Annotated in this window: 13 protein-coding genes; 5 read left to right on the top strand and 8 right to left on the bottom strand. The window is 64.3% G+C overall.

Features of this window, described 5'->3' with window-relative positions:
- Positions 1-59 precede the first annotated feature (59 nt).
- Both NKI19_RS15255 and NKI19_RS15260 read left to right on the top strand, forming a co-directional pair.
- Positions 60-1,046, top strand: a complete 987-nt coding sequence (locus NKI19_RS15255) for a Gfo/Idh/MocA family protein (RefSeq protein WP_352490432.1) — start codon at positions 60-62, stop codon at positions 1,044-1,046.
- A gap of 57 nt (positions 1,047-1,103) precedes the next feature.
- The gene (locus NKI19_RS15260; RefSeq protein WP_352490431.1) at positions 1,104-2,807 is read left to right on the top strand and encodes an FAD-binding dehydrogenase; all 1,704 of its coding nucleotides are present in this window, start codon (positions 1,104-1,106) and stop codon (positions 2,805-2,807) included.
- Here NKI19_RS15260 and NKI19_RS15265 read toward each other — a convergent pair.
- Positions 2,785-3,531 (bottom strand): GntR family transcriptional regulator, encoded by a 747-nt coding sequence (locus tag NKI19_RS15265; RefSeq protein WP_352490430.1) that lies wholly within the window; start codon positions 3,529-3,531, stop codon positions 2,785-2,787. The genes NKI19_RS15260 and NKI19_RS15265 overlap by 23 nt on opposite strands.
- A 99-nt stretch (positions 3,532-3,630) precedes the next feature.
- On the opposite strand from NKI19_RS15265, the gene NKI19_RS15270 reads away from it, so the two are divergent.
- The 3 genes from NKI19_RS15270 (at position 3,631) to NKI19_RS15280 (ending at position 5,492) form a co-directional block, all read left to right on the top strand.
- On the top strand, positions 3,631-4,185 hold the full coding sequence (locus tag NKI19_RS15270) for an autotransporter (protein WP_352565678.1): 555 nt from the start codon (positions 3,631-3,633) through the stop codon (positions 4,183-4,185).
- Between the two features lie 156 nt (positions 4,186-4,341).
- Positions 4,342-5,127 carry a DUF899 domain-containing protein gene (locus tag NKI19_RS15275; RefSeq protein ID WP_023677589.1) on the top strand — a complete coding sequence of 262 codons (786 nt, stop codon included), beginning with the start codon at positions 4,342-4,344 and terminating at the stop codon, positions 5,125-5,127.
- A 98-nt stretch (positions 5,128-5,225) separates the two neighbouring features.
- Entirely contained in the window at positions 5,226-5,492 is a 267-nt protein-coding gene (locus NKI19_RS15280; protein WP_352490427.1) for a hypothetical protein, read from the top strand.
- Positions 5,493-5,538: 46 nt separating this feature from the next.
- Here NKI19_RS15280 and NKI19_RS15285 read toward each other — a convergent pair whose 3' ends face one another.
- The 7 genes from NKI19_RS15285 to bcoG all read right to left on the bottom strand — a co-directional run bounded on the left by NKI19_RS15285 (position 5,539) and on the right by bcoG (position 13,426).
- The gene (locus NKI19_RS15285) at positions 5,539-6,480 is read right to left on the bottom strand and encodes an alpha/beta hydrolase (RefSeq protein WP_352490426.1); all 942 of its coding nucleotides are present in this window, start codon (positions 6,478-6,480) and stop codon (positions 5,539-5,541) included.
- Positions 6,481-6,696: 216 nt separating this feature from the next.
- The gene (locus NKI19_RS15290) at positions 6,697-7,479 is read right to left on the bottom strand and encodes a carnitinyl-CoA dehydratase (RefSeq protein ID WP_352490425.1); all 783 of its coding nucleotides are present in this window, start codon (positions 7,477-7,479) and stop codon (positions 6,697-6,699) included.
- On the bottom strand, positions 7,472-9,550 hold the full coding sequence (locus NKI19_RS15295) for an acetate--CoA ligase family protein (protein WP_352490564.1): 2,079 nt from the start codon (positions 9,548-9,550) through the stop codon (positions 7,472-7,474). Before NKI19_RS15295 ends, NKI19_RS15290 begins: the two co-directional genes overlap by 8 nt.
- A 65-nt stretch (positions 9,551-9,615) precedes the next feature.
- Positions 9,616-10,779 carry an acyl-CoA dehydrogenase family protein gene (locus tag NKI19_RS15300; RefSeq protein ID WP_352490424.1) on the bottom strand — a complete coding sequence of 388 codons (1,164 nt, stop codon included), beginning with the start codon at positions 10,777-10,779 and terminating at the stop codon, positions 9,616-9,618.
- A 4-nt stretch (positions 10,780-10,783) separates the two neighbouring features.
- Positions 10,784-11,857 carry a 3-hydroxyacyl-CoA dehydrogenase NAD-binding domain-containing protein gene (locus NKI19_RS15305; protein WP_352490423.1) on the bottom strand — a complete coding sequence of 358 codons (1,074 nt, stop codon included), beginning with the start codon at positions 11,855-11,857 and terminating at the stop codon, positions 10,784-10,786.
- The gene (locus NKI19_RS15310; protein ID WP_352490422.1) at positions 11,854-12,483 is read right to left on the bottom strand and encodes an HD domain-containing protein; all 630 of its coding nucleotides are present in this window, start codon (positions 12,481-12,483) and stop codon (positions 11,854-11,856) included. Before NKI19_RS15310 ends, NKI19_RS15305 begins: the two co-directional genes overlap by 4 nt.
- A gap of 31 nt (positions 12,484-12,514) precedes the next feature.
- Positions 12,515-13,426, bottom strand: a complete 912-nt coding sequence (gene bcoG, locus NKI19_RS15315) for a 3-dehydrocarnitine:acetyl-CoA trimethylamine transferase BcoG (protein ID WP_352490421.1) — start codon at positions 13,424-13,426, stop codon at positions 12,515-12,517.
- Between the last annotated feature and the right edge of the window lie 66 nt (positions 13,427-13,492).

Consider the following 13,492-nt stretch of genomic DNA (forward strand, 5'->3'; position numbering starts at 1 on the left):
TTGGCTTTTCTCCTGAATTAGGGCAAACCTCCAGGCCTGCAATCGAGAGGAGAAAACTGATGTTCCGATGGGGTGTTTTGTCGACGGCCAAGATCGGCCGCGAGCAGCTTTTGCCGGCAATCGTCGAGGCGGAGAACGGCGTGCTGTCGGCGATTGCCAGCCGTGATCTGTCGAAAGCCCGGGCGCTTGGCGAACGCTTCGGTGCGCGCCACGCTTTCGGCTCCTATGAGGAACTGCTCGCCTCCAGCGACATCGACGGCGTCTACATTCCGCTGCCGACCTCGCAGCATGTCGAATGGACGGCCAAGGCGATCGAGGCCGGCAAGCATGTTCTGGTCGAAAAGCCGCTGGCGCTCGATGCCAAGGACATTCCGCCGCTGATCAAGCTGCGCGATGCCAGGAAGGTGCTGGTCTGCGAAGCCTTCATGGTCGTCTACCATCCGCAATGGATCAAGGTGCGCGAGCTGATCGCCAACGGCGCCATCGGCCGGCTGCGCCATGTCCAGGGCGCGTTCTCCTATTACAATGTCGATCCCAACAACATGCGCAACAAGCTCGATCTCGGCGGCGGCGCGCTGCCGGACATCGGTGTCTATCCGACGGTATCGACGCGCTTTTCGACCGGCAAGGAGCCGCTGCGCGTCCAGGCGACGATCGAGCGCGACAAGACATTCGGCACCGACATCTATTCCTCGATCCGAGCCGATTTCGGCGATTTCGAGCTGTCCTTCTACCTGTCGACGCAGATGGCGGCGCGGCAGGTGATGGTGTTCCACGGCGAGAAGGGCTTCATCGAAGTGTTCTCACCGTTCAACGCCGGGCTCTACGACCATCACCGCGTCGAGCTGCACAACCAGAACCACAGCGAGGCGCAGGTGTTCCGCTTTCCCGGCACGCAACAGTACCGGCTCGAGGTCGAGGCCTTCGCGCGGGCGGCGCAGGGCGGCAAGGACCGCGTCTTCACCCTGGAAGAATCGGTGCTCAACCAGAAGGTCATCGATGCCATCTTCCGCGCCGGCGAGAAGGAAGGCTGGGAGGCCGTCTAGGCCGGCCATGATCCCAAAAATGGGGACCGGTTTTTGGACGAGATCATGGCCAGATAGATGTCCGACGACGCGGATGTGATCATTGTCGGCGCCGGCCTTGCCGGCCTTGTCGCGGCGGCCGAACTGACTGAGGCCGGCAAGAAGACCATCATCATCGAGCAGGAGCCGGAGCAGTCGCTTGGCGGCCAGGCATTCTGGTCGCTCGGCGGCATCTTCCTCGTCGATTCGCCCGAACAACGGCGCATGCGAATCCGCGATTCGTATGAGCTGGCGCTCGAGGACTGGCTGGGCACCGCAGCCTTCGACCGCACGGAAGATCTTTGGCCGCGCCGCTGGGCCGAGGCCTATGTCGGCTTCGCCGCCGGCGAGAAGCGCTCCTGGCTCATGCAGCGCGGCCTGAAATTCTTTCCGGTGGTCGGCTGGGCCGAACGCGGCGGCGGCAATGCCGTCGGCCACGGCAATTCGGTTCCGCGCTTCCATGTCACCTGGGGCACCGGCCCCGGCGTTCTCGAACCGTTCGTGCAGCGCGTGCGCGAGGCCGAGAAGCGCGGGCTGATCCGGTTCAAATTCCGTCACCGGGTCAACGAATTGACCCGGACGGGCGGCGCCGTCGACGGCGTGCGCGGCGACATATTGGCGGCGAGCGATGCCGAGCGCGGCCGCAAGAGCTCGCGCGAGATCACCGGCGATTTCGAGCTGAAGGCGCAAGCCGTCATCGTCGCCTCCGGCGGCATCGGCGCCGATCACCAACTGGTCCGGCAGAATTGGCCGCAGCGGCTGGGTGCGCCGCCGAAACGCATGATCACCGGCGTTCCCGACCATGTCGACGGCCGCATGCTGGCGATCGCCGAGGCTGCCGGCGGCAGGCTCATCAACCGCGACCGCATGTGGCACTATGTCGAGGGCGTCAGGAACTGGGCACCGATCTGGACCGATCATGCGATCCGCATCCTGCCCGGCCCGTCATCGCTGTGGCTCGATGCGCGCGGCAAGCGCCTGCCGGTGCCGCTTTATCCCGGCTTCGACACGTTGGCCACGCTCAGCCACATCATGAGCACCGGCTTCGATCATTCCTGGTTCATCCTGACCAAAAAGATCATCCGGAAGGAGTTCGCGCTGTCGGGCTCCGAGCAGAACCCGGATTTGACGGGGAAGAGCTGGCGCCAGGTGCTTGGCCGTGCCACCAGCGGCGTGCCCGGGCCGGTCAAGGCGTTCATGGAGAAGGGCGAGGATTTCATCGTCGAGCCCGAACTGCCGGCGCTGGTCGCCCGCATGAACGCAATGGCCGGCGGCGAGCCGCTGCTCGAATTGCGCCAAGTCGAGCGCGAAATCCGCGCCCGCGACCGGCAGCTCGACAATCCGTTCTCCAAGGACATGCAGATTACTGCGCTGCGCGGCGCGCGAGCCTATCTCGGCGACCGGCTGATCCGCACCGCAAGGCCGCACAAGCTGCTCGATCCCGCCAATGGCCCGCTGATTGCCGTCAGGCTCAGCATCCTGACCCGCAAGACGCTCGGTGGGCTGGAGACGGACCTCGGCAGCCGTGTGCTGGGTACCGGCGGCCAACCGGTCGAGGGGTTGTACGCGGTGGGCGAAGCCGCCGGTTTCGGCGGCGGCGGCATGCACGGCTATGCAGCGCTCGAAGGCACGTTTCTCGGCGGCTGCATCTTTTCCGGCCGCAGCGCTGGACGGGCGGCAGCACGCGCGCTGGGTGAAACAAGGTCGACCGTGACGCGCTTTAGGCGAAGGGCTGCAAATTGACGTCCTGAAGCTTGGAACCGGCAAGCAAAGCCTCGAGCACCTGCTTCTTGAGAGACAGGCACTGCGAACGGGCAAGTTTGACGATGGCGGAAACGTCGCCTGCCTCGCAGGCAAGAACCAGTTCCTTTTGCTGGGCGATGATCAACTGGGTGAAGTCGCGCGACTTGAACCCGAGGTGGAGAACCCGCGCCGACTGGTCGAGTAATTGGTCCAGCAGATGCGCCAGTCGTAGATTTCCCGAGAGCTCCGCAAAGGCCAGACGAAAGGCACGATCGGCCGCCAGGAAGGCGACGTGGCTGCGTAGCGTCTCCGGCTTCAGCACTTTTTGCGCTGCCAGCCTGACATCCTCGAGCCCGCGCTCGGTCATGTTCGATGCCGCCACCCTGAGCACTTCCGGTTCGATCAAGCTGCGGACATCGAAGATCTCGTTGACGTCGCGCAGGCTGAGCGTTGCAACGACGTAGCCACGGCGCGGCTCGCTCCTGACCAGCCCTTCCTGCATCAGGCGGGCCAACGCGGCGCGGATGGTCGCCTTTTTGATCTGGTATCGATCGCCGATCTGTTTCTCGGTCAGCGCTTCACCGGGGCGCAGCACGCAGGCAATGATGTCGTTCCTCAGCTGCTCATATGCCTGTTCCCTGCGAAGGACATCGGCGGCTGACAGTGCTGTCGCCTCGACCGTGGCCGGCCTTGCCGGTTCGGCGGTCAACTTCGTCGTCTTCATATTTCGTCCGTCTGGCTGTCCCGTTGACGCTGGCCTCAGCATTCGCTAGCGTGAGCGTCTCAGATTGGTGATCTGAGCATCTCAGGGAGGATAACTGATATGCCTTTGCCCGCCAACTCGCCTCTCTACGCCGTTGCCGACGATATCGTCAATGCCGCGAGGGGACCAGATCCCCTCGAAGCGATAAGGACGGTCCTGGGCGACTACACCAACCGTTTTCACGCATCGGGAACACTCGCTCACGAAGAAGACGACGACGAGGTGCTTTTGCATGCGAGCCCGAACCTGACGATCTACCACATCACGCTGTCGCCCGGCCTGCAGTACCCGCCCCACAACCACCTGATGGATGCCTTGATCGGCATCTACAAGGGCAGCGAGACGAACTTCATCTATCCTGTTGCCGGCAGCGAACTCGATGTTCCCGAAAGGCAGGACATCGCAGCGCCTGCCGTGGTGCACATGGCGTCAAATACCGTGCATGCGGTTGCGAATACCGGCAGCGCGCGATCAGGTGCGCTGCATGTCTATCTCGGCGATCTCACACGAACCCACCGGCAGCTGTGGAGCCCGGATAGTAACCAGGCCGAACCATTTGACAACGACCGCTATCTGGCCGGGGCTCGGCCCATTCAGCAGTCCGGGCGGGAATGAGCGCAGGGCGTCGCGGGCGGCGAAATTGGCCGTGATCAGCGAACCCGTCGGAATCGCGTCACACTTGTCACTCTCGCCAATCCGCTATCGCCCCTATCCTATCTCACGACCCAACACGTCGCGCCTGCGGCGACAAACCAGCAAGGGAGATGCACAATGACGGCTCATCAGAATGGCACAGGCGAACAGACGACGCGGCTCGCGATGAAGACACCACCGGTCGTTTCGCCCGACGCGTGGGAAGCCGCGCGCCAGCAGCTGCTCGTGAAGGAGAAGACGGTGACCCGGGCTCGCGACGCACTGGCCGCCGAGCGCCGGCGGATGCCGTGGATGGCGGTGGAGAAGACCTATACGTTCGAAGGGCCCGACGGAAAGGTGAGCCTGCTCGACCTGTTCGAGGGCCGCCGTCAGCTGATCGTCTACCGCGCCTTCTTCGAGCCCGGCGTATTCGGCTGGCCCGACCACGCTTGCCGCGGCTGCTCGTTGGGGGCCGATCAGGTCGGCAACCTCGCCCATCTGAACGCCCGCGACACCACGCTTGCCTACGCCTCGCGCGCACCGCAGGCGGACATTGCGCGGCTGAAGGCGCGGATGGACTGGAAGATGCCCTGGTACACCATCACCGACAGCTTCGATGCCGACTTCGGCGTTGACGAGTGGCACGGCCATAACGTGTTCATCCGCGACGGCGATCGCGTGTTCCGCACCTACTTCATCAACAACCGCGGCGACGAGGCGATGGGGACCGTATGGAGCTATCTCGACCTGTCGCCGCTCGGCCGCCAGGAGGTTTGGGAGGATTCGCCCGAGGGCTATCCGCAAACGCCGACGTACAAGTGGTGGAACTGGCACGACAATTACGGCGCCGAAGCCGTTCCCGACAAAAAGTGGGTCGAGGTGTCGGACGCCGGAGAGGCCGCGTTCCGGAACCGCACCGAATAGAACGTCTTTGGCGCGCGGAAATGCGGCCAGGACAATTGGACGAGCGGGATGCACGGTTCAATTCGACCGCATCCCGCTCGCTATCAGGGACAACGGACATGAGCGAGATTCATGCAGGCGCATCCGCCGGCGATGCGAGCCCGGCCGGCCATAGTGCAGCCGATTGGCTGTCCTTTGCGGCCGCGCCGACCTTCGCAACCATGGCGCTGCTGACGCTTCTCGGCGGAGCGCCGGATATGATGTGCTCGACCGGGCAAGAGGCCTCACCGCTGGGCGGCATGGTCCCGATGTACCTGCTGATGAGCGCCTTTCATCTGGGACCTTGGCTGAGGCGGGTTTCTGGCCGGCGACGCCGCCGCGAATAGAGCTGTACCGGCCGACAAAGGCCCGTTCTGGTCGGGAAGACATCCCTCACCAGATCCACTCGCCCCTTCCCAAAACCGCTACCGCATCGACAATCCGGGTAAAGCTCGAGCGGGCGCGGCCGGCCGTGTGCCTGGCGCGTAAATACCCATGCACCAGCCCCGGCTCCTCCAACCACCAGGCGCGTCCGCCTGCGGCAACGATGCGGTCGCGATAGGCCTCGCCGTCCGACGACAGCGGGTCGCATTCGGCGGTGATCACGACGGTAGGCGGCAGATTGGCAAAGTCTGCGTCGGCGAGCGGCGACAAGGTGAGATCGCCGGTGCGGTCCTCGCCACCGGTCCTGATGTCCTTGTAGAAAACGAGGTCGCGCACGTTAAGCATCGGCGCTTCCGCGTGGGTGACATAGGAACCGGCGGAGCTGTCGCCGCCAAGGCCGGGATAGACCAGGATCTGGCCGATCGGCTTGCGCGCATGGCCGCGCGTCGCGTGGCTGACGGACGCGGCGAGATTGCCGCCGGCACTGTCGCCGCACAGCAGGATAGGCCGTTCGTAAGTAGTCGACGCCCATTCGAAGGCGCCGATGGCATCGTCGAAGGCGGCCGGATGAAGGTGTTCCGGCGCCAGCCGGTAGTCGACCGAAACCACTTCGTAGCCGGTGCGGCCGCAAAGCTCGGCGCAGAGGTCGTCATGGCTGTCGAGCCCGCCGAGGATAAAACCGCCGCCATGGAAATAAAGCACCATCGCCGCCGTTTCCGGCGCCGGGGCGCGGTAGATGCGGACTGGAACCTGATGCCATGGCGTGGCAATGGCGGTGGTTTCCGCCGTGACGCCTTGGGGATAGCCGGCAAAGAACTCGCGGCACATCCGGTTATAAATCTTGCGCTGCTCGGCGATGGTGTAGTCGATCGTGTCGGGCGGATAATAGGAGTTGGTCCGCTCGATGAAGGCCCAGGTCTCGGCGTCGATGAGGGTTTTGTAGTCGGTCATGAGAGACGACCAACCTGCGACGACTGCGCCCAGGCACCCCCCTCTGCCCTGCCGGGCATCTCCCCCTCAAGGGGGGAGATCGGCAGCTTCGGCGAAACCGCCTTTTCTCCAGCGTCGACAATTGGCGAAAGCGATGATGACATCCAATCTCCCCCCTTGAGGGGGAGATGCCCGGCAGGGCAGAGGGGGGTGTTTCGCGCCATCATCTCCTCAGCGTCATCTCCCCTTCCACACCGGATCGCGCTTCTCGGCAAAGGCGCGAAAACCCTCGAGATTGTCCTCCGAGCCGTAGAGTGCGTCAACCGTTGGCAGTTGCCGGCGCGTCACCCGGTTCATGGCGTCCTGGAAGGTCAGCGATTCTGCGATCCGCGCTGTTTCCTTGATCGCGGCGAAGACCAGCGGCGGGCCGCTGGCAAGCAGCCGGGCGATCTCCCAGACGCGGTCCTCCAGCCTGTCCTTGGGCAGCACTTCGTTGACCAGGCCCCAGCGATGCGCCTCGGCGACATCCATCCAGCGGCCGGTGAGCAAAAGGTCCATGGCGACGTGATAGGGGATGCGCTTCGGCAGCTTGATCGTCGCCGCATCGGCCAGCGTGCCGGCGCGGATTTCGGGCAGGGCGAAGGAGGAATGATCCGACGCATAGATGAGGTCGCAGGATAGCGCCAGTTCGAAGCCGCCGCCGACCGCCATGCCGTTGACGCAGGCAATCACCGGCTTGTTGAGATCGCGCAGTTCCTGCAAGCCGCCGAACCCGCCGACACCATAATCGCCGTCGACCGCATCGCCGCCGGCCGCAGCCTTCAGGTCCCAGCCGGCGCAGAAGAACTTGTCGCCTGCGGTCTTGACGATGGCGACGCGCAGGTCGGGATCGTCGCGAAACGCCTTGAACGTCTCGCCCATCAGCCGCGACGTCTTCAGGTCGATGGAGTTGGCCTTGGGCCGGTCGAGCGTGACTTCGAGGATCGTGCCCTCGCGGCGGGTGGTGATGATTTCAGCCATTCTTCTTGTCTCCCAGCACCAGCAGCGCATCGGCGATCCAGGCGCCCTTGCCCTCGGTGCAGACGATCAATGGATTGATGTCGAGCTCCTCGATCTCGCCGGCGTTTTGCTGCACGAAGCCGGCAATGCCTGATATCGCATCGATTGCCGCTGCGACATCGGCCTTCGGCCGACCGCGATAACCGTCGAGCAGCGGGAACAGTTTCAGCCCGCGCAAAGCGGCCTCGATATCGTCGCGGGTCGCCGGCAGCATCAGCGTGACGCTGTCGCGCAACAGCTCGACCAGCACGCCGCCGGTGCCGAGCGTCATCACCGCGCCGAACATCGGGTCGCGGGTGAAGCCGACGAGCAACTCGGCGATGCCGTCGCGCACCATGCGCTCGACATAAAGGCCGGTGCCGAGCGGGCCGAGATCGTGGGCGGCGGTGCTGACGGATTCGGCATCCCTGAGGTTGAGCCGGACCGCATCGAGCTCGGATTTGTGGATGACACCAAGGGCCTTCAGCGCCACCGGGAAGCCGAGCGCCATCGAGGAGATCACAGCTTCGACCGCATTGCCGGCGCGCTCGCCCTTCGGCACGGGGAGCCCGGCCTCGATGAGCCGCGCCTTCGCCTCGGCCTCGTCCGGGGTGACATGGTCGCCGGCCGGCGCGCCGGACGCCGAAGTGTCGATCGGCTGCGCCTGCGGCTCGCGCAACGCCCAGCCGATGAAGGCCGCCGCCTGGGCGGCGTCCATGGCCTCGGAAATGCCGAACAGCGGCACCATGCCCCGCGCCATCAGGCCGGCAGTATATTCCTCGGGCAGGTTCTCCGGCAGCGAGGAGACGATCGCGCCTTGCGCGCTGTTGGTCTTCAGCGCCGCTTCGAAGGCGCGCAGCGTCGCCCACCAGTCGGTGTCCGAACAGCGGTCGGGGCGCGGGAAATCGAGCACCAGCATGTTGAGGTCGAAGCCGCCCGACACCATGGCGGTAAAGGTGGCGGTCATCGCCGGCTCGTTGTTCCAGATGAAGGTGTGATAGTCGAGCGGGTTGGCCACCGCGACCAGCGGCCCGAGCGTCGATTTGACATGCGCGCGGTGCTCGGCGGTGAGTGGCGGAAACGTCACCCAGCGGCCTTCGGCGCTGTCCGCCATCACCGATGCCTCGCCGCCCGAACAGCTCATGGACGAGAGCCGGTAGCCGGGCAGGGGGCCGGTGACGTGCAGCAGCTTCAGCGCCTCGATGAAGGCCGGGATTGAATCGACGCGGGCGATGCCGAGCCGCTTCAGGAAGGCGCCGGACGCCGCGTCCGAGCCGGCCAGCGACGCGGTATGCGAGACGGTCGCCTGCCGCGCCTGCTCGGAGCGGCCGACCTTCATGGCGATAACAGGCTTCTTCAGCTCGCGCGCCCGTGCCGCCAGCCTTTCGAAGCCGGCTACCGAATCGAAGGCCTCGATATGCAGGCCGAGCGCGGTGACGCGGTCGTCCTCGATCAGGCCGAGCGCCATTTCGGAAAGCCCGGTCTGCGCCTGGTTGCCGGCGGTCATCAGAAAGGCGATCGGCAGGCCGCGCTTCTGCATCGTCATATTGATAGCGATGTTCGACGACTGGGTGATGATGGCAACGCCGCGACCGCCTTCTGGCAACCTGATGCCGCCATGCTGGTCGGGCCACAAAAGCGCGCCGTCGGCATAGTTGATGAGCCCGTAGCAGTTCGGCCCGATGATCGGCATTTGGCCCGCCGCCGCGACCAGCTCGGCCTGCAGCCGTTCGCCGTCTTCGTCATAGGCCTCGGTTTCGAGGAAGCCGGCGGCGAAGCAGACCGCACCGCCGGCGCCGCGTTCGGCCAGCGCCTTGACCACTTCGATGGTCAAGTGCCGGTTGACGCCGACGAAAGCGGCATCCGGCGCACCGGGCAATTCGGCTACCGAGCGATAGGCCTTGCGGCCGGCGACTTCGGCCTTGCTCGGATGCACCGGCCAGATCTCGCCGGCAAAGCCCATCTTGATCGATTGTGCGACGACGGCAGCAGCCTGCGCACCACCGAAGACGGCAATTGTCCGCGGGCGCAAAAGGCGCTCAAGTTTGTGCATAGTCATCTTTTTCCTTGGAGTATGATCTTTTCCAAAAACCGGTTTCCACTTTTTGGGATCATGCTCTAGCCCCCGAACGGGCGCAGCAGCGCCCGCGAGATGATGTGGCGCTGGATTTCCGAGGTGCCTTCCCAGATGCGCTCGACGCGAGCGTCGCGCCAGATGCGTTCCAGCGGCAAATCGTCCATCAGCCCCATGCCGCCATGGATCTGGATCGCCTCGTCGGCGACGAAGGCAAGCATTTCGGTGGCCTTCAGCTTGGCCATGGCCATGTCCTGGTCGGTGACGGTGCCCTGATCGTACTTCCAGCCGGCTTCGAACACCATCAGGTCGGCGGCCTTCAACTCGGTCGCCATGTCGGCGAGCTTGAACGATACGCCCTGGAACTTGCCTATCGGCTGGCCGAACTGCTGGCGCTGCGCGGCGTATTCGATGGCGTGGCCAAGCGCCCGCTCGGCGCGGCCGAGGCAGGTGGCGCCGACCTGCAGGCGCGTTGCGCCGAGCCATGAATTGGCAACGTCGAAGCCCTTGTGGACCTCGCCCAGAATCTGACTGGCCGGCAACCGGCAATCGTCGAATTCGAGGATGGCATTGGTGTAGCCGCGATGCGAGACGTTGCGGTAGCCGTCGCGCACAGTAAAGCCCTTGGTACCCTTGTCGACGAAGAAGGCGGTGATCTTCTTGCGTTTCCCACGCGAAGACTCTTCCTCGCCCGAGGCCATGAAGACGATCGCGAAATCGGCAATGTCGGCGTGGCTTATGAAATGCTTGGTGCCGTTCAGCACCCAGTCGTCGCCGTCTTGCACGGCGGTTGCCTTCATGCCGCGCAAATCGGAACCGGCGCCCGGCTCGGTCATCGCCAGGCAATCCCACTTCTCGCCGCGAATGCAGGGAAAGAGATATTTCTCGCGCTGCTCCGGCGTGCCGGCGAGAAGGATGTTCGAAGGCCGCGCAACGCAGGTCCAATGCAGCGCGTAGTTGGCGCGGCCGAGCTCCTTTTCGTAAAGCAGCCAGGTCACCGTATCGAGCCCGGCGCCGCCGATATCGGCCGGCATGTTGGCGGCATAGAGGCCCGCTTCGATCGCCTTGGCCTTGATCTCCTCGATCAGCTCACGGCGCAGCACGCCGGTGCGCTCCACCTCGCGCTCATGCGGGTAAAGCTCGTTCTCGACGAAGGCCCGCGTCGTCTCGACGATGAGCTTCTGCTCCTCCGAAAGACCAAAATCCATGGTCTCAGCCTTTCTTCCTTTTCTTCGGCTTTTCAGCCTTGGCCTTTTCGGCCGCCTTGGAGGCGGTGGGCTTCTTGGCCGCAAGCTTGGCCAGCTGCCTGGTGTAGTCCTTATGCAAGGCGCCGGCACCCCAGCCTTTGCCTTTGTTCTGCTTCGACAGTGCCTCCATGATGGCGACCAGATTGTCGTCGCGGATCTTTTCGAGCTCGCGGATAGACAGACCGTGCGCCTGGTCGTCCGACTGGATCGCGATCAGCTCGACCAACTCGTCATTGAACTCCGGCACATCCATCAGCTTGGTCCATGGCCATTTCAGGCACGGGCCGAACTGCGCCATGAAGTGGCGCATGCCGGCCTCGCCGCCGGCGACGCGATAGACCTGGAACATGCCCATCTGCGCCCAGCGCAGGCCGAAGCCATAGCGCATGATGTCGTCAAGCTCCTCGACCGTGCAGATTCCGTCCTTGACCAGCCACAGCGCCTCGCGCCAGGCCGCTTCGAGCAGGCGGTCGCCGACGAAGGCCTCGATCTCCTTGCGGATGACGACAGGTTTCATGCCGATCGAGGCATACATCTCCTTGGCGACCTCGATCGCCTCGGGAAAGGTCTGTTCGCCGCCGACGATCTCGACCAGCGGCAGGAGATAGACGGGGTTGAACGGATGGCCGACGACCAACCGTTCCGGGTGCTTCTTCATCGCCACCTGCATGTCGGTCGGCTTGATGCCGGAAGTGGAGGAGCCGACAATGGCGTTGGCCGGCGCATAAAGGTCGATCTCGGCCAGCACGCGGTGCTTGAGGTCGAGCCGCTCCGGCACGCTTTCCTGGATAAAGTCGGCGTCGGCGACGGCATCGGCGATCGTCTTGGCGAAGGTGAGCTTGCCCTCCTTCGGCAGGCCGCCCGGCAGCATCTGCTTGTAGGCGCGTCGCGCTCCCTTCATCACCTCGCCGACCTTGCGTGACGCCTCGGGGTCGGGATCGAAGATCGACACGTCGATGCCGTTGAGGAGCAGCCGCGCCACCCAGCCGGCGCCGATGACGCCGCCGCCGATGGCGGCCGCCTTGTTGATGATGCTCATGCGGAGGCTCCGGTTCTTGTGCTGGCTGTTGCGGGGTCGGTGAGGGCGACACGCTCGCCGGCACGGATCACGGACGCGTCATAGGCCTTGCGCGCGAACACTTCGAGCACGAAGGGCCGGAAGAAATCGATCGGCAATGTCTCGTAATCCGGGTCGAAGCTCGACTGGTCCCAGCGCTCGCAAAACTCATCGCAATCGTCGAAATACATGTGCCCGGCGAAACGGTCGCGGGCGTGCGGATTGCCGCCGAGGTGGTGGGCGTAATAGAGGCGCTGGAAATCGCCGTGCTTTTCCACCACCCAGGTGCATTGCTCGCGCACAAAAGGCTTCAGGATCGACGCCGCATACTCGTCGTGATTATAGGGTGCATAGATGTCGCCGATATCGTGCAGCAGCGCGCAGGCAATCCAGTCGGTGTCGGCGCCGTCGCGCCAGGCCCGCGTCGCCGCTTGCAGCGAATGGCCGAGCCGGGTGATCTTGTAGCCCGACAGCCCTTCGTCGAGCTGGACTAGGGCGTCGAGCAACCGCTCGCCGGTCTTTGCCGCATAGTCGATCTCGTGCTCGGTGAGGAAGGCATAATCCTCGCGGTCGCCGTCCTTCATCGCAGTGAATTTCACGGTCTTCATCGGCGGCTCCTCCCAACCAGCTACCGGCTTTTCAAAGCGGTGCGCGCTTCGTCAGGTTCAGCTTCTTGCGCACCTCATCCGGGCCGATGACCCTGGCGCCCATATTCGACACGATGCTGACCGCCCGCTCGACCAGCTGCGCATTGGTCGCGAGCACGCCCTTGTCGAGCCAGAGATTATCCTCCAACCCGACGCGGACATTGCCGCCGGCCAGCACCGCGGCCGCGACATAGGCCATCTGATTGCGGCCGATGGCGAAGGCCGACCAGTTCCAGGTCGACGGCACATTGTTGACCATGGCCATGAAGGTGTTGAGGTCGTCCGGCGCCCCCCACGGCACGCCCATGCACAATTGCACCAAGGCGTCGGGCTTCAGCACTTCTTCCTCGACCAGTTGCTTGGCGAACCAGAGATGGCCGGTGTCGAAGGCCTCGATCTCCGGCTTGACGCCGAGCGCCGTCATCATGCCGCCCATGGCGCGCAGCATGCCGGGCGTGTTGGTCATGACATAGTCGGCCTCGGCGAAATTCATGGTGCCGCAGTCGAGCGTGCAGATTTCCGGCAGGCACTGGCGCACATGCTCCATGCGGTTGCTGGCACCGCCCATATCCGTGCCTTTTTCGTTCAGCGGCAGCGGCTTTTCCGGCGGGCCGAACACCATGTCGCCACCCATGCCGGCGGTCAGGTTCAAAACCACGTCGACGTCTGCCGCGCGGATGCGCTCCGTTACTTCGCGATAAAGATGCACGTCGCGCCTAGGCTTGCCGGTCTCGGGATCGCGCACATGGCAGTGGACGATCGCAGCCCCTGCCTTTGCTGCCTCGATGGCCGAATCGGCGATCTGCTTGGGCGATCGCGGCACATGCGGGCTACGGTCCTGCGAACTGCCGGACCCGGTCACGGCACAGGTAATGAAGACCTCACGGTTCATCGCAAGCGGCATCGGACTCTCTCCCAATAGAACGTAGGGCAAGAATGCCTGACTTGCCGGAAACTGTTTTGCGTTTTA

The organism is Mesorhizobium sp. M0751 (genome assembly GCF_040320265.1).
Lineage (GTDB): Bacteria > Pseudomonadota > Alphaproteobacteria > Rhizobiales > Rhizobiaceae > Mesorhizobium.